General features: G+C 62.6%; 14 protein-coding genes and 1 riboswitch. Of the genes, 9 read left to right on the forward strand and 5 right to left on the reverse strand.

The features are described 5' to 3' along the window. The first annotated feature begins 201 nt into the window (after positions 1 to 201). From BVH01_RS13785 to BVH01_RS13805, 5 genes are all read left to right on the forward strand, one after another. Positions 202 to 363, forward strand: coding sequence for a DUF1348 family protein (locus BVH01_RS13785; protein WP_083652062.1), 162 nt, complete (start codon positions 202 to 204; stop codon positions 361 to 363). Between the two features lie 156 nt (positions 364 to 519). Further along, positions 520 to 725, forward strand: a riboswitch (cobalamin riboswitch). Between the two features lie 107 nt (positions 726 to 832). Then, positions 833 to 2,971 (forward strand): TonB-dependent siderophore receptor, encoded by a 2,139-nt coding sequence (locus BVH01_RS13790; protein WP_075930833.1) that lies wholly within the window; start codon positions 833 to 835, stop codon positions 2,969 to 2,971. 45 nt (positions 2,972 to 3,016) lie between these two features. Beyond that, the gene (locus tag BVH01_RS13795; protein WP_075930834.1) at positions 3,017 to 3,802 is read left to right on the forward strand and encodes an ABC transporter ATP-binding protein; all 786 of its coding nucleotides are present in this window, start codon (positions 3,017 to 3,019) and stop codon (positions 3,800 to 3,802) included. Then, the gene (locus BVH01_RS13800) at positions 3,799 to 4,767 is read left to right on the forward strand and encodes an ABC transporter substrate-binding protein (protein ID WP_139317832.1); all 969 of its coding nucleotides are present in this window, start codon (positions 3,799 to 3,801) and stop codon (positions 4,765 to 4,767) included. The genes BVH01_RS13795 and BVH01_RS13800 overlap by 4 nt, the downstream gene beginning before the upstream one ends. After that, positions 4,767 to 5,789, forward strand: coding sequence for an iron ABC transporter permease (locus BVH01_RS13805; protein WP_075930836.1), 1,023 nt, complete (start codon positions 4,767 to 4,769; stop codon positions 5,787 to 5,789). The genes BVH01_RS13800 and BVH01_RS13805 overlap by 1 nt, the downstream gene beginning before the upstream one ends. 125 nt (positions 5,790 to 5,914) lie before the next feature. Here BVH01_RS13805 and BVH01_RS13810 read toward each other — a convergent pair whose 3' ends face one another. After that, complete coding sequence (locus tag BVH01_RS13810; protein ID WP_075930837.1) at positions 5,915 to 7,975, reverse strand: TonB-dependent receptor; 2,061 nt, start codon at positions 7,973 to 7,975, stop codon at positions 5,915 to 5,917. Between the two features lie 485 nt (positions 7,976 to 8,460). Between BVH01_RS13810 and BVH01_RS13815 the strand changes: the two genes are divergently transcribed. After that, positions 8,461 to 9,114 (forward strand): TetR family transcriptional regulator, encoded by a 654-nt coding sequence (locus BVH01_RS13815; protein ID WP_075930838.1) that lies wholly within the window; start codon positions 8,461 to 8,463, stop codon positions 9,112 to 9,114. Between the two features lie 15 nt (positions 9,115 to 9,129). Here the strand turns inward: BVH01_RS13815 and BVH01_RS13820 are convergent, their stop codons facing one another. The 4 genes from BVH01_RS13820 to BVH01_RS13835 form a co-directional block, all read right to left on the reverse strand. After that, positions 9,130 to 12,675: a molybdopterin cofactor-binding domain-containing protein gene (locus tag BVH01_RS13820; protein WP_075930839.1), complete on the reverse strand. Its 3,546-nt coding sequence runs from the start codon at positions 12,673 to 12,675 to the stop codon at positions 9,130 to 9,132. Beyond that, on the reverse strand, positions 12,666 to 13,160 hold the full coding sequence (locus tag BVH01_RS13825) for a (2Fe-2S)-binding protein (RefSeq protein WP_075930840.1): 495 nt from the start codon (positions 13,158 to 13,160) through the stop codon (positions 12,666 to 12,668). Before BVH01_RS13825 ends, BVH01_RS13820 begins: the two co-directional genes overlap by 10 nt. Positions 13,161 to 13,491: 331 nt before the next feature. Further along, the gene (locus BVH01_RS13830; protein WP_075930841.1) at positions 13,492 to 13,941 is read right to left on the reverse strand and encodes a MarR family winged helix-turn-helix transcriptional regulator; all 450 of its coding nucleotides are present in this window, start codon (positions 13,939 to 13,941) and stop codon (positions 13,492 to 13,494) included. 116 nt (positions 13,942 to 14,057) lie between these two features. Continuing rightward, the gene (locus tag BVH01_RS13835; protein ID WP_075930842.1) at positions 14,058 to 15,110 is read right to left on the reverse strand and encodes a 2,5-dihydroxypyridine 5,6-dioxygenase; all 1,053 of its coding nucleotides are present in this window, start codon (positions 15,108 to 15,110) and stop codon (positions 14,058 to 14,060) included. 317 nt (positions 15,111 to 15,427) lie between these two features. Here BVH01_RS13835 and BVH01_RS13840 point away from each other — a divergent pair, with 317 nt between their 5' ends. The 3 genes from BVH01_RS13840 to BVH01_RS13850 are packed head-to-tail and all read left to right on the forward strand — an operon-like array spanning position 15,428 to position 18,143. Next, a complete protein-coding gene (locus tag BVH01_RS13840; protein WP_075930843.1) occupies positions 15,428 to 16,576 on the forward strand; it encodes an FAD-dependent monooxygenase in 1,149 nt (382 codons plus the stop codon). Continuing rightward, entirely contained in the window at positions 16,573 to 17,394 is an 822-nt protein-coding gene (locus BVH01_RS13845) for an alpha/beta fold hydrolase (RefSeq protein ID WP_075930844.1), read from the forward strand. Before BVH01_RS13840 ends, BVH01_RS13845 begins: the two co-directional genes overlap by 4 nt. Then, positions 17,391 to 18,143 carry an Asp/Glu racemase gene (locus BVH01_RS13850; protein ID WP_075930845.1) on the forward strand — a complete coding sequence of 251 codons (753 nt, stop codon included), beginning with the start codon at positions 17,391 to 17,393 and terminating at the stop codon, positions 18,141 to 18,143. Before BVH01_RS13845 ends, BVH01_RS13850 begins: the two co-directional genes overlap by 4 nt. The last annotated feature ends 4 nt before the right edge of the window (positions 18,144 to 18,147 follow it).

Raw genomic sequence — 18,147 nt, forward strand, 5'->3', positions numbered from 1 at the left:
TTTCTCGACTGATAGGCGTGGCCATTATTCAGTCGGTGCCGCTTTCGTCCGGTTAGCCTGCCACCATCGCTCAGAATAAGTACGCCGTCATGGGTAAGTACCCGACAGGTGCTTGGGCTTGCCTGAGGCTCGCAATGGCTTTCGACTCATCCGAGCTATTCAGTGAAGACCACCTGAGAAACGCTTGATCAACAACAGAGTATCTACGGCAACGAAAACTGGGCGTTCGAGGCCGATGGCCCGGTGCACCGCCGTATCGCTTGCAGCAACGACATGCCCATCAAGGAAAGCGAGCGCAAGTTTCACTGGCCACTCGGCCGTCGCCCGGATGATCCCCCGGGCCTGACCGAGCTGGGTTTGTAACCGTCGGCGACTTGCCGCGGTCGGCCTACAGGCCTCTCATCCTGGGGAGGGAGGAAAGACGGCTGATGACTTGTGGGCCTTGTGAGGCCCATGTGCTCGCGCTCCTACTCGAGCGAGCCAGCGATCCTGCTGGACATTCAAGTCTGATCAATGATCAGATGCGCGCCTGTTTCAGGTGTCCCATGCCGCCGTGCATGGGGTGAAACGGGAAGCCGGTTCGTCACTTCGGTGATCAGTCCGGCGCTGCCCCCGCAACGGTATGCGAGCGAAGCGTTCGATACACCACTGTGCTCCGGCATGGGAAGGTGAATGCTTCATGACCCTCGCGAGCCCGGAGACCGGCCTGTAACTTCGTTTGGCAAACCCGCGGTGGGCGGGCGCAGGCCGGTTTCCGCGGGCTAGTTGCGCCTGCGATTCCCTATGCGTTGTTCCCTCCGGGATTTTCTCATTCCTGTTCGAGTGGAACGATATGTCCCGTAATTCCCTGTTCAATGCCCTCTCGGGCAACTCACTTCGCGCGTGCTTGGCACCCTGCGTATTGCTGACCTTTTCGGTGCATGCCGCTGACGATGACGGTGCGCTAGCACTGCCTTCCACGGCCATCACAGGCGCTGCCGAACCTGAAGCACAGCCCGATCTGCATACGCCGACGACGTCTGGATCACGTTTGGGGCTGACCGCCCTGGAAACACCGGCAAGTGTCACCAGCATCGGTGCCGAGCAGGTTCTTCAGCGCAACAATGCCACCGTGCAAGATGCGGTGACTCGCTCGCCAGGCATCACCTTCATCGGTACGCCTGGTAACGGCGGCACAGCACTGTCGGCACGCGGCTTCGCCGGCCATGCGTCGACCATGCAGTTGTTCGACGGCAATCGACTGTACGTAGGCGCTGGTACGGTGACCTTTCCGGTGGACACTTGGTCGGTCGAGCGCATCGACATCCTGCGCGGGCCTGCCTCGGTGCTCTACGGCGAAGGGGCCACTGGTGCGGTGATCAATGTCGTGCCGAAGAAGCCATTCGAGGGCGATGTGCGCAACCGTGTGCGCCTGGGCTACGGCTCGGATGATCGGCGCCAGGCCGCGCTGGACAGCGGCGGCTCGTTGAGCGACAGCGTCAGCTATCGCTTCAACCTCAATCAGCAAGCCAGCAATGGCTGGGTGGACCGTGGCGACTCGACGAGCACGGCGATCAGTGCCGCGCTGCGCTGGGACGCCACCGACGATCTGAGCTTTACGCTGAGCCATGACTACGGTGATCAGGAGCCGATGCGGTACTTCGCAACCCCTCTGGTCAATGGACGATTGCGCGAGAGCCTGCGCGACAACAATTACAACGTCGAGGATTCGACCATTCGCTATAACGATCAGTCGACGCGGCTGGTCACCGACTGGACGATCAGTGAAAACCTGACGGCGAGCAATCAGCTGTATTTTCTGAAGACTCAGCGGCGTTGGCGCAACGCAGAGACCTACACGTGGCAACCCGGTGATGTGATCGAGCGAAGTGACTTCATCAGCATCAAACACACCCAGGAACAGATTGGCGACCGTCAGACGTTCACCCTGCAGCATTCACTGTTTGGTCTCGACAGCCGCACGGTGCTAGGCGGTGACTACAACTCCATCCGTTTCGTGCGCAAGCATGACTTCGGCAATAGCTTGAGCGACAGCGTGCCACTCGGTCAGTCAGGCGGTGGCAACTACATCAGCGATGATCCCTACCGCTCTCGCGAGGCCAATCAGGCGCGTCAATTCTCACTGTTCGCCGAGAACCGCACTCAACTCACCGAGCAACTGGCGCTCATTACCGGAGTACGCCGTGACCAGGTCCACCTGGATCGAAATGACCTGCTTGCCGGCACCCGTAGCGACCGCAGCCTGACCGGCAACAACTGGCGTGCCGGCCTCGTGTTCGCGGTAACCGATGACCTGTCACTCTACGGTCAGTACGCCACCAGCACTGAAGGTGTAGGCAACTTGCTGACCCTTAGCGCAGGACAGCAGCAATGGGACCTGAGTACGGCAAAGCAGACCGAGGTGGGCATCAAACAGCAATTTCTCGAGGGTAATGGCGAGTGGACGCTCGCCGCTTATCACATCGTGAAGAAAAAATTGCTCAGCGCTGACCCGCTCAATCCCGGGATTCAGCAACAGGTAGGTCAGCAGTCCGCCGACGGGATCGAAGCGACCCTCGAGCTGCGTTTGCTTTACGACATGCAGGTATCTGCCAATGCTTCATGGGTACGCGCCGAGTATGACGAGTTCGTCAGCGGTGGCAGGGACTTCTCTGGCAATCAGCCACTCAACGTGCCGCGTCGTTCTGCCAACCTGTGGCTCAGCAAGGACTTCGCCGAGCGTTTCAGCATCGGTGCCGGTGCACGCTATGTGGACAGCCGCTACGGCGACAATGCCAATACCGTCCGCGTACCGAGCTACACCGTAGTCGATGCCAACTTCGACTGGCATGTCCAGCCTGACCTGACTCTGGGCATACAGCTGAACAACCTGTTCGACCGCCAGTACGCCATCACCGCCGGCAACGATGGTCGGCAGTGGTACCTGGGCGAGCCGCGTTCCTTCTTCGTCACCGCAGATTATCGCTTCTAGCCAGCGCTGCACCGGTTCATCACCGGTGCAGCCCGGAGCACGACCATGTCGACATTGAACATCGAGGGATTGTCTTGGGCGCTCGACACGCGCAGCCGCGAGCCGCGCTGGCTGCTGCGTGATATCGGCCTGCACGTGGGGGAGGGAGAGTTCGTCGGGCTCATCGGTCCCAACGGCAGTGGCAAGACGAGTTTGTTGCGCTGTGCTTATCGGTCGACGCAACCGGCTTGCGGCCATCTGCAACTCGATGGGGAGGATCTGTGGCGGCGCTCGCCACGCTGGTCGGCACAGCGCATAGCCGTCGTGCTGCAAGAGTTTCCCCAGGAATTCGGCCTGACAGCAGGTGACATCGCCGCCATGGGACGCACGCCACACAAGGCGCTGCTGGACGGCGATAGCCGCGAAGACGCAACGCTGGTGGCCGAGGCGCTGCGTCAGGTTGGGCTTGGGGGCCGGGCGGATCATGCCTTTGCCAGGCTCTCGGGTGGCGAAAAGCAGCGAGTGCTACTGGCGCGTGCGCTGGTTCAGCAACCCGGGTTGCTGATTTTGGACGAGCCCACCAATCACCTGGACCCGCGTTATCAGTTGGAGTTGCTGCAACATCTGCGCCGCCTGAGGCTGAGTACGCTGGCCAGCTTTCATGACCTGAATCTCGCCGCGGCCTTCTGCGACCGCCTGTACGTGATCGATCAGGGCCGACTGGTGACCAGCGGCGCTCCGTCAGCGGTGCTGACGGGCGAGTTGCTGCACGAGGTCTTTGGGGTGAGGGCCTTGGTCGACAGCCATCCCCTGCACGCTTACCCGCGAATAACCTGGATAACCCAGCCATGATCAAGTACGTACTGGTCGGCGGCCTGCTGACCCTGAACGCTCTCGCTGCCGGCGCCGTGGATTATCCGGTCACGGTGCGAAGCTGTGATCGGCAGGTGACCTTCGACCGGCCACCCCAGCGTGTGGTGGTCCATGACATCAGCCTCGCCAGCATGCTGCTGAGTCTTGGGCTGCGTGATCGGATCGTCGGCTATACCGGCTTTGGTGACAGCAAGCCCCGCGAGCCCTGGGTGCTCGAGGAACTGGCGAATGTGCCGCAGTTGGCCAGCCGGTATCCATCCCTCGAAACGCTCCTCGATGCCAATGCGGATCTGTTCTTCGCCGGCTGGAGTTACGGCATGCGCGTCGGCGGGCCGGTAACGCCTGCGACGTTGCAACCGTTCGGGATTCCCGTTTACGAACTGAGCGAATCGTGCTCGCGGATCATGGCGCAGCGGCGCGCGAGCCTGGACGACATGTACCGTGACCTGCTCAACCTGGGCGAAATCTTCTCCGTGCAGGCCGAGGCCGAAGATGTGGTGGCGAAGCTGCGTGCGCGGATCGAATCGGTGAGCGACAGCGTTAGCCAGACGAGCGAAAAGCCTCGGGTATTTCTTTACGACAGCGGCGAAGACCGGCCGACCACCTCCGGACGGCTAGGCATGCCCCAGGCGCTCATGGATGCCGCCGGCGGCCATAACATCATGGATGACGTGGCAGCCAGCTGGACCCAGGTGAACTGGGAAAGCGTGGTCGAGCGCGACCCTGAGGTAATCGTGATCGTCGACTATGGTCCACGCACCTGGCAGCAGAAGCGCGACTTCCTGCTCCAGCAGCCAGCGTTGCAGGACGTGCGTGCCATCAGGGAGCAGCGCTTTATCGTGCTGACCTATCTGGAAGCCACACCTTCCGTGCAGAACGCGCTGGCTATCGAAAAGCTGGCGGCGGGGCTTCATCCGCAACTTGTCCAGGATGGGCCGCGGTAGTGCCTGTTCGTAGCGCTGCAGCCTATCGCCGGCTGATTTTGGGCCTGCTGGCTTGCCTGCTGTTTTCCTGCGTTACGGCGTTGGCTTTCGGCCCGGCAGCGGTACCGATCGGCAATGTCTGGGGGATTCTCGGTAAGCAACTTGGCTTCGCCGATCCCGGTCAATGGAGCCGCAGCCAGGAACAGATCGTCTGGATGATTCGCGCACCACGGGTTCTGCTGGGGGCGCTGGTCGGCGCCGGTCTGGCTCTGGTAGGTACTGCGCTGCAGGCGGTGACCCGAAACCCGCTTGCAGATCCCCATTTGCTGGGTGTGAGCTCCGGTGCGGCGTTGGGTGCGGTGCTGGTCGTGATGTACCTGGGCGAATTCATCGGTGTTTTCAGTTTGCCACTGGCAGCCTTTATCGGTGCAGCCGGCAGCATGTTGTTGGTGCTCGCCGTCGCACGACGTAGTGGTCGGCTGGAAAGCGATCGATTGGTGTTAGCCGGAGTCGCGGTGTCTTTCGTGCTGATGGCGTTGGTCAACCTGCTGCTTTATACAGGCGATCATCATGCTGCCGCTTCAGTGGTTTTCTGGATGCTGGGTGGGCTGGGGGCTGCACGCTGGGACGTGATCTGGCTACCTGGAGTCTGCGTAGTGCTTGGCCTCGCCGCACTGCTGGTCATGGCCAGGGGGCTGAATGCCTTGATGAGCGGTGAGCAGACCGCCATTAGCCTGGGTTTCAGTGGCAAACACCTGCGCCTGCAGGCCTTCGTTTGCACCTCGTTGCTGACAGGAGTGCTGGTGTCGCTCTCCGGAGCCATCGGTTTCGTGGGCTTGATGGTGCCGCATATGGCCCGCGCGTTGGTAGGTGCCGAACACCGCCGGCTGTTGCCGGTCTCTGCGCTGCTCGGCGCCTTGTTTCTGATCTGGGTCGATGTGGCCGCGAGAACGCTGATCGCGCCGGAAGATCTGCCTATCGGTATCGCGACGGCAGCACTAGGCGGCTTGTTCTTTATGCTGATGCTAAAGCGCAGTGAGTAAATCTGTGGCTTGGGCTTCTCACGGGATGGCGTCGCCAAGCCAAGGCTCGGAGCTTGAGCGATGCAGGTGGCAGGCAAATGGAAGAGCCAGGGTTGACCCTGGCTCGCTTGTGCCACAACAGGGTTTCAAAGCTTCACGTTGAGCGAGACGTAAGCTGCGCGTCCGGCGGCTGGCGAGAACATTGCCTGGTCATCACCACCCCAGAAAAAGTTGTCGTACCAGACGTATTCATACTGGCGGTCGGTCAGGTTCTTGACCTGCAAGTCGATACTCGTCGCGGCGCTCACGCGATAACTGACATTGGCGTCTAGCAGCGCAAAACCACCGTACTTGCCGGCCTCGTTGGTCGTCTCGATGTAGTAATTACCTTGAGCGCGGGCCTGCATACCGAAGCGCCAGTCATCGTCGAGGCGATAGTCGAATCCAAGGTTGCTGATGTAGCGGGGCGTGGAGAATACCTCTTTGCCTGCCAGCGACTCGCCATCGGCATTGAATGCCTTGATCACCTTGGCCTGCTGAATGGCGTGCGAACCCCAGACGGTCCAGTGGTCATCGAGTTGTGCGGTGAATTGCATATCGATGCCCCGGCGGCGTGTTTCTCCCAGCCCTTCGGTCGTGCCGGTGGCTGGCATGTTCGACACTTCGTCAGTGGCGTCCTGTTGCCATACCGCGACGCGTGCCTGCGTGCCGGTGAAGGGGCGGAATTTCACACCCACCTCTTTACCCGTATTGATGGAGGGAGAGTACGAGAAGGCGCCATTGATCAAATAGGCTGGGCTGGTGCTTCCTGTGAGGATCTGAAAGGTGCGGCCCCAATTCGCATAGATGTCGATGTCCGGGTTGACGCTGTAGACCACGCTGAGTTTAGGCTGCTCGATCCAGCCATAGTCCTGCAACGAGCCTTTCGCCACCGAGTTGCCATCGAAGGCCTTGGTATGGCCACTGAACTTGTCTACGCGCATGGCGGGGATGATTTTCAGCGCATCGGTCGGCTGCACGACTGCCTGAACGTATCCCCCCAGATTGCGCAGCGTGTAGTGATCGTCATTCTGGATGCGCGCTGGCGCAGCGTTGAAATCGGTTGGCACGTTATACGTGAAGCGTTTGCGCTCATAGGCATTGTCCTGTTCTTCGTAGTTGATACCGCCATCGAGCGTGACCACATCGTTGCTGCGCCAGGTCAGATTGCTTAGCACGCCTCGCTGCTGTTCGTCCCAGAAGCGCCGCTGGCGAGGCGCATTACCAGGCCGATAACTGGTGAAGGTAATCGAGCGGTCATCGTTGTAGCTGTTGTAGTAGAGCTTGTTGCTAAGAACCATGTCCTCATCGAGCTGCCAGTCCATATGCAGACTCAGATGCTTCATGTCACGGTCACTACGGTCGTTGGCATTCTTGGCCGGCGAATCGGTACGACTGGCGCGCAGCTCGTCTCGGGTGAGGTAGCCACCTTCGTCTGCCTGGTGATGGTAGAGCCGGGCGATGGTGCCGATGCGAAACGTCTGCTGGTCATTACTGATGAACCATTTGCCACCCAACGAATACTTGTTGGAGTTGCTGTGGTCACGTGAGCCATCGGAGTCCTGTTTGGCCAGCAGGTAGTTCTGTGCGAAGTTGCCTTCTTCGTGGCCGATGGCCAGCTGCACTTCACGGGTGTTGAAGCTGCCATAGGTCAGACGGCTATCGGTGTAGTTACCACCCTGGCGGGTGGCATAGTTGATGTTCCCGCCAATGTTATGCAAGCCGTAGCGTGGGTCGTTGGTGCCACGCACGACCTCGATGTACTCGATATCGAGGGGAAAGATCATGTCGATGAAGCGCTGATTACCGCTGTTGACGTTACTTGGAATGCCATCGATCAGCACTTTGATCGCGTTGATGTAGCCTTCGCCATTGAAGGCACGAAAAGTCGCCTTTCCGGATTCGGCGCCTTGGCCGGTTTCGGTCAGCTGGATGCCGGGCATCTGTCCCAGTAACTGCCAGCTGTTCATCACGTTCTTGTCCTCTACCTGATCACCGCCCATGACGTCGACGGAGGTAAGGATATTTTCGGTACGCAACTGCGTACTTTCCTTTTGCGAGATGCGCACCTCGCCCAGGGTAATCGTGGAGTTGCCTGATTGATTGGCATAGAGATCGGGGGTAACCAGCGCAGTCAGAACGGCGAGGGAGACCGAGGCGTTTTTCATGAAAGCTCCTGAAGGCTCGAATGGGGCGGGTTGCGGCCTGTGAAGTGATGGCGAGCGCGTGGCGTGAATCTTTGTTCACTCGCCAACTCGGCTACCGGCATTGAACGGGCCGCTTTATATCCTCAATTTGTTATAACGTAACAATAATTTGGTAAGTAATTTATACGCGTGCCAGCAGGGACGCTGGGGTTAGTGTGAAGTGGGTGACGATCTCCGCTGCCTTGGTGGGCTCCTGAGCATGGCGTTGCCCCGCCATGTGCCGCGCTTGGCCAGGGCGTGAGCGTTCCTGGCGAAATCGGCAACCCGTTCGGTCATCGCCTTTTCACGTGGGTCGGCGCGTTGTCACGTTCCGACAGCGGCATGGGGCCATTGCCTGGAAACTGGTCGTGCAGCAACGGCCAGCAGGCTTTTGACGGTGCTAGGCAATTGGTATCGAGCCTTCGATGCTCCATACTTCGGCAACGTCTCTGTCAGTGGAATTCATCATGCAAAAGCCTGGGCCTGGTACCCGAGCTGCTCAGGCAGACCGCACGCGCACGGCGATTCTCAAGGCAGCGGTCAAGGTGTTCAGTCGCCAGGGCTACGCTGGGGCGCGTACCGAGCAGATCGCCAGCCAGGCGCAGTGCAACGAGCGGATGATCTATTACTACTTCGGCAGCAAGGACGAACTGTTCGTCAGCGTGCTGGAGCATATCTACGCCCAGTTCAACCGCGCCGAGGCGCGCCAGCGCTTCGATCTGGCGCAGCCCCGGCAGGCGATCCGCGATCTGGTCGGCTTCACCTGGAATTACTACCTCAAGCACCCCGAGTTCATCACCATCCTGGGTACGGAAAACCTGTTGCAGGGCGTGCATGCGCGCAAGTCGAGCAACCTGCGGGCGTTGTCCGGGACGGCGGTGGGGATGCTCGAACCGATCGTCAGGGCGGGGCAGGAACAGGGACTGTTTCGTGAGGACATCGACATCCGCCACGTGTATCTGATGATCGCCTCGCTCTGCTACTTCTATAACTCGAACCTGCACACCCTGAGCTGCTTTCTCGACGACGCGCTGGCCTCGCCGAGCGAAAAGCACAACTGGCTGGGCTTCATTTCCGACCTGGTGCTGCGCGGGCTGGCGAGAGGGGGCGAGGGCGCCTAGACTGCGCCCGCTTCGTCAGTGGCTGCCCGGGTTGGCGCGCACATGGGCGACCTTTTCCGGCAGGTTCTTCCAGGCCGGTTGCTCGCCGGCGAAACGCTGGCGCAGGTAACCTGCCAGATCCGCCACCTGGCGGTCGCTGAGGCTGTCCTTGAAGGCCGGCATGTAGCCCAGATCAGGCGTTGCCGGTTTGTCGATGCCATGCAGGATGACCTGAAGCAGGTTGTCCGCAACGGCGCTATGCACGTTCGTGTTGACCGCCATCGATGGGCTGACGCCGAACAGTTGGGGCCCGTTGCCGTCGCTGTGACACGCCTGGCAGGCCCCTTCGAAGATGCGCTGGCCACGACTCAGCGAAAGCGTGTCGACGCCGGCGGCAGCCACATTCGTGGTAGCTGGGGCCGTGCCGGCATCCAGTGACACCAGGTAGTGAGCGATGGCGTCCACATCGCTTTTGGGCAGCATTGCCAGCTCGCTGACCACCGGCCCCATGGGCCCGGCGGCCACACCGTGTCGGCTGGAGAAACCGCTGCTCAGGTACTCGCTCAGCTCGGCCTCGGTCCAGGGCACGCCGTTGCTGCTCAGGGCATTCAGGGCCGGCGCCTCCCAGCCGTCGACCACGCCGCCGGCCAGGAAGGCTTTGCCGGTTTTCTCCGCCCCCAGCAGGTTGCGCGGCGAGTGGCAGGCAGCGCAGTGGCCCAGGCCGTTGACCAAGTAGGCGCCGCGGTTCCATTGCTCGGTACGGCGGGTGTCGGCCTGGTATTCGCCGCGGCCGAGAAACAGCGTATTCCAGCCGGCCATCAGCGGGCGGATGTTGAACGGGAAGCTCATCTGATTGGCGGGAGCTGCCTGCTTCACTGGCGCCTGCGACATCAGGTAGGCATAGAGCGCCTGCATATCGGGATCGCTGATGGTGCGAAAGGCCGTGTAGGGGAACGCCGGGTAGAGATGACGACCGTCGCGGCTGATACCCTCGCGCATCGCCCGTTCGAAGGCGCCAAACGACCAGGTGCCGATACCGGTTTCCCGGTCCGGGGTGATGTTGGTGCTGTACAGCGTGCCGAACGGCGTATCCATCGCCAGGCCACCGGCATTGGTGGCGCCATCCGCTGCCGTGTGGCAAACGGCGCAATCTCCAGCCGCTGCCAGCAAGCGGCCACGCTCCAGCGTGGCGGCGGACCAGGTGCCTGACGCCGCGGGCGCCACCGGGGCGATTTCGGCGCGCCAGGGCATGGCGGTGGCGAGCAGCCCCAGTGCGGTGCCGACCACGCCAGCTAGGCCGCCCAGCCACCATTTGCTGCGCTTTTTGCCGGTTGCCGTGGTGGGTGCCTCTTTATCCGGTGAGTGGCCATTGAGAGCCGCTCTTACCCGTTCGGCGGTGATCGGCAGTTCGCGAAAGCGCAGGCCGGTGGCGTCATAGATCGCGTTGGCGATGGCCGCGGCGCTGGGCACCGAGGCCGACTCGCCACTGCCCATGGGCGGCTCGCTCTGGCGCGGCATCATCATCACGTCGATGGCCGGCACCTCCGGGAAGGTGAGGATCGGGTAGGTGCCCCATTCGCTGCTGGCGACCCTGGACTCCTCGAACTGCACCTGCTCCTTGAGTACCCGGCTGGTGGATTGCACCACGTTGCCGTGGATCTGGTGGCGCACCCCGTCGGGGTTGATCATCATGCCGGCGTCGTGGCCGATCACCACGCGGGTCACCGCCACTTCGCCGGTGCGTTTGTCCACCGCCACGTCGGCGACCCAGGCCGCCCAGGCCGCGCCGAAGCCGGGAAACTTGCTGTGGATGTAACGCGCGTAGGCGAAGCCGCGGCCGCGCAACACGTCGCCCTCGGCCGGTGTCTGCTGTGGCTGGGTGTGGGGTTGCCAGTCGGCGCGCTTGGCCGTGGCTTCGATCAGGTCGCGGGCTCTGGGGTCCTCAAGGTGCTGCAAACGGTACTGAACGGGGTCGACGCCGGCGGCGAAAGCCAGCTCGTCGATATAGGACTCGTGGGCGAAGCTGTTGGGCAGCGCCGAGACCCCGCGCATCCACGAGGCGCGCACCAGCGGCGCCATGTCGTTGATGGTCACGCGCATGTGCTCGTAGTCGTAGGGCGGTATCGAGGTGCGGTCGCCCATTTCGAACATCATCGGCAGCGGCTCGACCCGGCCGGTCAGCAACAGGGCCAGGGTGGGCGCGCCGTTGGACGGGTAGCTGGTCTGGAAATCATAGGCGCTGATGCTGCCATCGGCGTTCAGGCCGCCGTCCACTTCCATCAGTTGCGCGGTGCCCTTGGGCTCCCACACGTGTTCCTGTTCGCGGGTCAGCTGCACGCGCACGGGTCTGCCCACGGCGCGCGACAGCAGCAGTGCATCGGCGCACACATCGTCGGCACAGTTGCGGCCATAGCAGCCCGAGGCCTCCATGCGGATGATCTCGATACGGCGCTCGTCGCATTCCAGCAGCCAGGCCAGATCGGCGCGCAGCAGGTGCGGGTTCTGCGTGCCGGACCAGACCCTTGAATGTTGCTCGCCGTAATCGGCCAGGGCGCAGGAAGGACCGATCGACGCGTGCAACTGGTAGGGCCACAGGTAGGTGCGGGTAAGACGCTGGTCGGCATCCTTCAGGGCCTGCTCGACGTCGCCCTTGTCCAGCACGGTGCGGGCGATGCGCGGGTTGTCGCGGATGGCCTGGGCTACATCACGCAGGTCAGGCAGCTTCTGCTGCCAGGGTTTCCACTCGATGCGCAGTTGCTGGGCGGCGCGTATGGCTTGCTCCTCGCGCTCGGCGACTACGCCGACGAAGTCGCGGATCACCACCACGGCAACGATGCCGGGAAGCTCGGCGATGGAGCTTTCATCCACTGCGAGCAAGCTGTTGCCGACGAAGTCGCCACTGTCGTAACCGGCGTAGGGCGGGCGGATGACGCGACCGTGGAGCATGCCGGGCAGGCGCATGTCATGCACGTAGGTGAGCTCGCCGGTGGCCTTGGCCGGGATATCCACCCGCGCCGCGCCCTGGCCGACCAGGCGGTATTCGCTGGCGGGTTTGAGCGGTGCGTCGCCGCTGATTTGCAGGCGAACATGCCCGCCCGTGATCAGCTCACCGAAAGCCAGCTGGCGGCCATCGGGATGGCTGAACATGCCGTCCTCGAGGGTCAGCTGTTCGCCTGGCGTCTGCCAGCGCTCGCTAGCCAGTTGCAGCAGGTGGCGACGGGCTTCGGCAGCGGCATTGCGCAAGGGCACGGCACTGATCTGGATGGTCGCACTGGCGATGGTGGCGCCCTGATTGGGCGCGCGCTCGGTATCGCCCAGCACCATTTCGACCTGGTCCAGCTGCAGGTAAAGCTCTTCGGCGACGATCTGCGCCAGGGAGGTGCGAATCCCCGTTCCCAGATCCACGTGCCCGTTGAAGGCATACACCTTGCCGGCCCCGGTGATGGCCAGGAACAGACCCAGCTCCTTGGGCTTGAGTGTGGCGCTCTGGCCCTTGGGCATGGGCCCGGAGGGTGGCTGGATGGTGTCGACGACCAGCAATACGTCGGGATGGGCCAGCCATTGCTCGAGGGTCAGCTGCATGGGGTGTCTCCGTGCGGGGCGGCCGGGCGGCCGGCGGCGCGCAGGGCGGCGCGCATGATTTCGACGTGGGTGCCGCAGCGGCACAGGTTGGCCGACAGCTCACGGCGCAGTTGTTCGTCGCTGGGGTTGGGGTCGCGCAGCAGCAGGGCCTTGATGGTCATGATCATGCCGTTGAGGCAGTAACCGCATTGCGCTGCCTGTTCGGTGATGAAGGCTTGCTGCACCGGATCGGGGCATTGCCGACTGCCGAGGCCCTCCAGGGTAGTCACGCTGCGGCCTACCGCGCCGCCGACGGGAAATACGCAGGAGCGGGTGGCGCGGCCATCGACGATTACCGTGCAGGCGCCACATTCGCCAAGGCCACAGCCGTATTTGGGGCCATTGAGGGCCAGGTCGTTGCGCAGGATATAGAGCAGCGGCGTCTGCGGCTCAGCGTCGAGCTGCACCGTCTGTCCGTTCACCTGCAGGGTTAGGGTCTTTTCCATGGGGCGCCTTTTCTGCCTGATTCCCAGCGTTACCGCAGTACCCAGGAAATAGGCGTTTTGTTCGTTAAGTGCTTACTTCATGAAAAGCGCTTTTTGCTACGCAAGGAATGGGCCAGGCGAGTAGTTTGGATAAATTGGGGGAGGGCGCAGCTCTTTTGGTCGCAGCCCTGAGAGATTGGTGCGCAGTGGCTGCAGGATAGAGTGGCGGGCCCGCTTTATGGGAGTACGCCATGCCCATGAATCGCGGGTATGGGCAGGGTGTGCCCGCCCGCTCCCACGGCAAGATGGTGGTCGAACGTCTGCGGCTTGCTTGAGGGGAACAGCCGGCTGATTACTCGCCGCTTTCGTTCATCTTGCGCAGCAGGTAGAGGATGGCGATGCGCTCGCCCGGGTTTAGGCTGCCCATGGTCAGCTCGCTGATCTGCTGGGCGCAGGGGATCATCTCGGCGAGCAGCGCACTACCGGCGGTGGTGAGTTCGACGATGACTTTGCGCTTGTCGCTGGGGTCTGGCGACAGGGCGACCAGGTCGCGGGCCTTGAGGCGATCGACGATACCGCGGATGGTGGCCTGGTCGACCGCCGTGGCCTTGATCAGCTCAGCTTGGGAGCTGGGGCCATGGTCGCGCAGGGCGCACAGGGTAACGAACTGGATGGAGGTGAGTTGGGCGTCGCAGGCGTTCTGCTGGAAGATCGCGGTATGGCGCTGGTAAGCCTTGCGCAGCAAGTGGCCGATCTGTTCGGTGACCTGATAGGTGTTGGCGGACGAATCGTCGATCGACATGGGAAAGCTTCGCTGACAGGCGCTGGGCGCCGATTATAACCGCGCAAGCCGGCGAGGTGTTCGCTGTGCCGGCTTGCGGGCATTGGGGCGGCTGCTGATGCTGCGCTGCGGCGTTGTCAGTTGGCCTTCGACTCCGGCGGGTAGACCACGTCGCCGGCCAGCACCACGGCTTGGTCATCGAGATGGATATCGCAGCCGCGCAGCGGGATATCCAGGTGGCACGGCGTCTTGCGGGTGCCACCGACCTCGGTGTTCGGCCCGGTGGAGAACAGGAAATTGCCGTAGAAGGCGCGGGCGTCCATACACATGCCGTCGTTGCGGTCGTGCAGGCCCATGGCGGTCCACTGGGCGCGCGGCTGCAGGCCCCAGCCGATGTGGGAAATGCCGTAGACCTCGGGGTCCTTGAAGTACTTCAGGTAGTCGCGCAGGTACTCGGCCTCGAAGCCGCCGTGGATACCGGTGATGAAGCCCTTGTCGATCTCCAGGGTGATGCGCTCGCGGCAGTAGTTCTTGAACGGCAGCACGATGTCACCGACATCCAGCACCAGGGTGCCCTGGGCGGTTTCTTCGTTGGGCCAGCTGAACAGAAAGCCGCTGGGCCAGTGATCCCAGCGGCCCGGCTCGTCGGCGAAGCCGTATTCGGTCACCGCCGGGTACTGCCCCAGCTCGGCATGGAAGTCGCTGCCCGCTGCCGAGCGTACGTGAATGCGGCGTGCCTGCTTGAGCAGCGCTTCGCTGGCCAGCACGCGGCGCTTGTCGTCTTCGGTCGGCAGCATGCGCGCCAGCACTTCGGGCGGCTCCACGGCCAGCAGGATGCGGGTGCCGGTCTTGAGGATCTGCTCCTGCTCGGGCGAGTGCAGCAGCATCATGGTATCGACGACCAGGTCGGCGGCTTCCAGCGCACGCTGCGCGGCCAGGTTGCCGGTCAGGGCGGTGTCGCCGCAGTAGGCCGTCATGTCGTTACCCATGGCCCGCGGGTGATTGAAGGACGGCAGCTCCACGGCATACACCTTGGCTTTCAGGCGCTGCGCGGCGTCCATCGCCGCACGCACGGTGCGCGGGTTCGAATAATGGCTCTTGAGAATGGCCACGCTCTGGGTTTCGTCGACCCGCGAGAGGGTCAGCACCTGTTCGAACATCTGGGTCAGTTCACTATCGCTTACCGGCATGGCAGGTCTCCTGGTCGCTCTGCTTCGGCTGTGCACCACGGTGAGTCGTGCTGCTGGATGTTGGTGCGTTTTTATAGAGTGTTCGCTCTATTGGTTTAAATAAAACCTCATGCAGAGCCGATTGGCAATCTTTCTGTTTTAGCGTTACCAATCTACACAAATGCCGTTTTATGTGGCTTTTAAGTGTTTTTAGATCTTTTAAAGACCCTCGAATATTTTTGAAGAAAGCCTCTTCACTTTATAAAAATATAGTGCATACACTGTAATCGTCTTGCGGGCATCGTCCCGCTTCGTAGCCAAGAAGAGGAGAGATGCCCATGGGCGCTCAGCAGAAAATCGCCATCGTCGGTGCCGGTCTCGGCGGGGCAGCGGCCGCCACCTTGCTGCAGCAGGCTGGCTTCGAGGTGACCGTTTACGAACAGTCGCCGGAGTTCTCGCGTCTGGGAGCCGGTATCCATGTCGGCCCGAACGTGATGAAGATCTTCCGACGCATGGGGCTGGAGCAGCCGCTGGAGCAGATGGGCTCGCACCCGGATTTCTGGCACAGCCGCGACGGCATCAGCGGCGATTACCTGTCGCGCATCCCCCTGGGTGAGTTCGCGCGCCGCGAGTACGGCGCGGCCTACGTCACCGTGCACCGCGGCGACATGCACGACTTGCAGATCAACAGCATCGCGCCGGGTACGCTGCAGTTCGGCAAGAAGCTGGAGACCATCGTCGACGAGGGCAACCAGGTGCGCCTGACCTTCACCGACGGCAGCCAGGCCACGGCGGACATCGTGATCGGCGCTGACGGCATTCACTCGAAGATTCGCGAAGAGTTACTGGGCGTCGAAGCGCCGATCTACAGCGGCTGGGTCGCGCACCGGGCGCTGATTCGCGGCGAGAACCTGGTACGCCATGCCGATGTGTTCGAGCCCTGCGTGAAGTGGTGGACCGATGACCGCCACATGATGGTCTATCACACCACCGCCAAGCGTGATGAGTACTACTTCGTCACTGGCGTGCCCCACGAAGCCTGGGATTTTCAGGGTAACTACGTGGACAGCAGCCAGGAAGAAATGCTGGCGGCGTTCGAGGGTTATCACCCCACGGTGCAGAAGCTGATCCGCTCCACCGAGGACATCACCAAGTGGCCACTGCGCAATCGCAATCCCTTGCCGCTGTGGAGCCGTGGCCGGCTGGTACTGCTGGGCGACGCCTGCCACCCGATGAAGCCGCACATGGCCCAGGGCGCCGGCATGGCCATCGAAGATGCGGCAATGCTCACCCGCTGCCTGCAGGAAACCGGGCTGACCGACTACCGCACCGCGTTCGAACTCTACGAGGCCAACCGCAAGGAGCGTGCGTCGCGGGTGCAGGCGGTTTCCAACGCCAACACCTTCCTGCGCACCCAGGAAGACCCGGCCTGGGTCTACGGGTATGACGTCTATGCCCAGCCGCTGAAGAGCGGGGTAGCGGCATGAGCACGCTGATTGGCGGCGGCAACGTGCAGGCCAACGGCATTCGCCAGCACTACCTGCGCTATGGCGGCAAGGGGCCGGTGCTGTTGCTGGTGCCGGGCATCACCAGCCCGGCGATCACCTGGGGCTTCGTCGGCGAAGTGCTGGGCCACCAGTTCGACACCTACATTCTCGATGTGCGCGGTCGTGGCTTGTCCGCAACCGGGCCGCAGCTGGCCTATGACACCGACACCTGCGCCGCGGACATCATCGCCTTCGCGGCCGCCCTGGACTTCGACCGTTACAGCCTGCTCGGCCACTCGATGGGCGCGCGCTTCGCCATTCGCGCCGCAGCGATGGGCGCCGACGGATTGGAGCGCCTAGTGCTGATCGACCCGCCCGTGTCCGGGCCGGGGCGCCGTGACTATCCGAGCAAGCTGCCCTGGTACGTCGACTCCATTCGCCAGGCGGAGCAAGGCATGGACGGTGAGGCGATGAAAGCCTTCTGCCCGAGCTGGACGCCCGAGCAACTGCAGTTGCGCGCCGAATGGCTGCACACCTGCTACGAGCCGGCCATCGTGCAGGCCTTCGAAGAGTTTCACAGCGTGGATATCCATCAGCACCTGCCCGCCGTGCAGCAGCCAGCGTTGCTGATGGTGGCCGGCCGTGGCGGGGTGATCGAGGCGGTCGACGAGGCCGAGATGCGCGAACTCAAGCCGGACCTGCAAATCGTGCGCGTCAGCGATGCCGGCCACATGATTCCCTGGGACGACCTGGGCGGCTTCTTCGCCGCCTTCGGCGATTTTCTCGGCCAACCCATTCACCACGAGGTGCTGCCATGAACAGGCTCTATCGCATCGGCCAGATCGTGCCGAGCTCCAACACCACCATGGAAACCGAGATCCCGGCGATGCTCACCGCTCGCCAGGCCATCCGCCCGGAGCGCTTCACCTTTCACTCGGCGCGCATGCGCATGAAGCAAGTGAAGAAGGAAGAGCTGGCGGCCATGGATGCCGAGTCCGACCGCTGCGCGCTGGAGCTGTCCGACGCCAAGGTCGACGTGCTCGGCTATGCCTGCCTGGTGGCGATCATGGCCATGGGTTTGGGCTACCATCGCCAGTCCGAAAAACGCCTGCGCCAGGTGACCGCCGACAACGACGCCAACTCGCCGGTGATCACCAGTGCCGGTGCCCTGGTCGAGGCGCTGAAGGTGATGAGGGCCAAGCGCATCGCCATCGTCGCGCCTTACATGAAGCCGCTCACCGAGCTGGTGGTCGATTACATCCGCGAGGAAGGTTTCGAGGTGGTCGACTGGCGGGCCCTGGAGATTCCCGACAACCTGCAGGTCGCGCGCCATGACCCGGCCAACCTGCCGGACATCGTTGCCGGCATGAACCTGGAAGGCGTCGATGTGGTGGTGCTGTCGGCGTGCGTGCAGATGCAGTCGTTGCCGGCGGTGGCCAAGGTCGAGGCGCTGACCGGCAAGCCGGTGGTCACGGCGGCCATCGCCACCACCTATTGCATGCTCAAGGCTCTGGACCTGGAGCCGATCGTGCCGGGCGCTGGCGCGCTGTTGTCAGGCGCCTACTGAGGAG

Origin of the sequence: Pseudomonas sp. PA1(2017) (assembly GCF_001945375.1) — a bacterium.
In the GTDB taxonomy this organism is placed as follows: domain Bacteria; phylum Pseudomonadota; class Gammaproteobacteria; order Pseudomonadales; family Pseudomonadaceae; genus Aquipseudomonas.

Bases quoted from the DNA above. Each gene is read 5' to 3' on its own strand.
- BVH01_RS13790 (WP_075930833.1), top strand. From the start codon at position 833: ATGTCCCGTAATTCCCTGTTCAATGCCCTCTCGGGCAACTCACTTCGC.
- BVH01_RS13795 (WP_075930834.1), top strand. From the start codon at position 3,017: ATGTCGACATTGAACATCGAGGGATTGTCTTGGGCGCTCGACACGCGC.
- BVH01_RS13800 (WP_139317832.1), top strand. From the start codon at position 3,799: ATGATCAAGTACGTACTGGTCGGCGGCCTGCTGACCCTGAACGCTCTC.
- BVH01_RS13810 (WP_075930837.1), bottom strand. From the start codon at position 7,975: ATGAAAAACGCCTCGGTCTCCCTCGCCGTTCTGACTGCGCTGGTTACC.
- BVH01_RS13815 (WP_075930838.1), top strand. From the start codon at position 8,461: ATGCAAAAGCCTGGGCCTGGTACCCGAGCTGCTCAGGCAGACCGCACG.
- BVH01_RS13820 (WP_075930839.1), bottom strand. From the start codon at position 12,675: ATGCAGCTGACCCTCGAGCAATGGCTGGCCCATCCCGACGTATTGCTG.
- BVH01_RS13825 (WP_075930840.1), bottom strand. From the start codon at position 13,160: ATGGAAAAGACCCTAACCCTGCAGGTGAACGGACAGACGGTGCAGCTC.
- BVH01_RS13830 (WP_075930841.1), bottom strand. From the start codon at position 13,941: ATGTCGATCGACGATTCGTCCGCCAACACCTATCAGGTCACCGAACAG.
- BVH01_RS13835 (WP_075930842.1), bottom strand. From the start codon at position 15,110: ATGCCGGTAAGCGATAGTGAACTGACCCAGATGTTCGAACAGGTGCTG.
- BVH01_RS13840 (WP_075930843.1), top strand. From the start codon at position 15,428: ATGGGCGCTCAGCAGAAAATCGCCATCGTCGGTGCCGGTCTCGGCGGG.
- BVH01_RS13845 (WP_075930844.1), top strand. From the start codon at position 16,573: ATGAGCACGCTGATTGGCGGCGGCAACGTGCAGGCCAACGGCATTCGC.
- BVH01_RS13850 (WP_075930845.1), top strand. From the start codon at position 17,391: ATGAACAGGCTCTATCGCATCGGCCAGATCGTGCCGAGCTCCAACACC.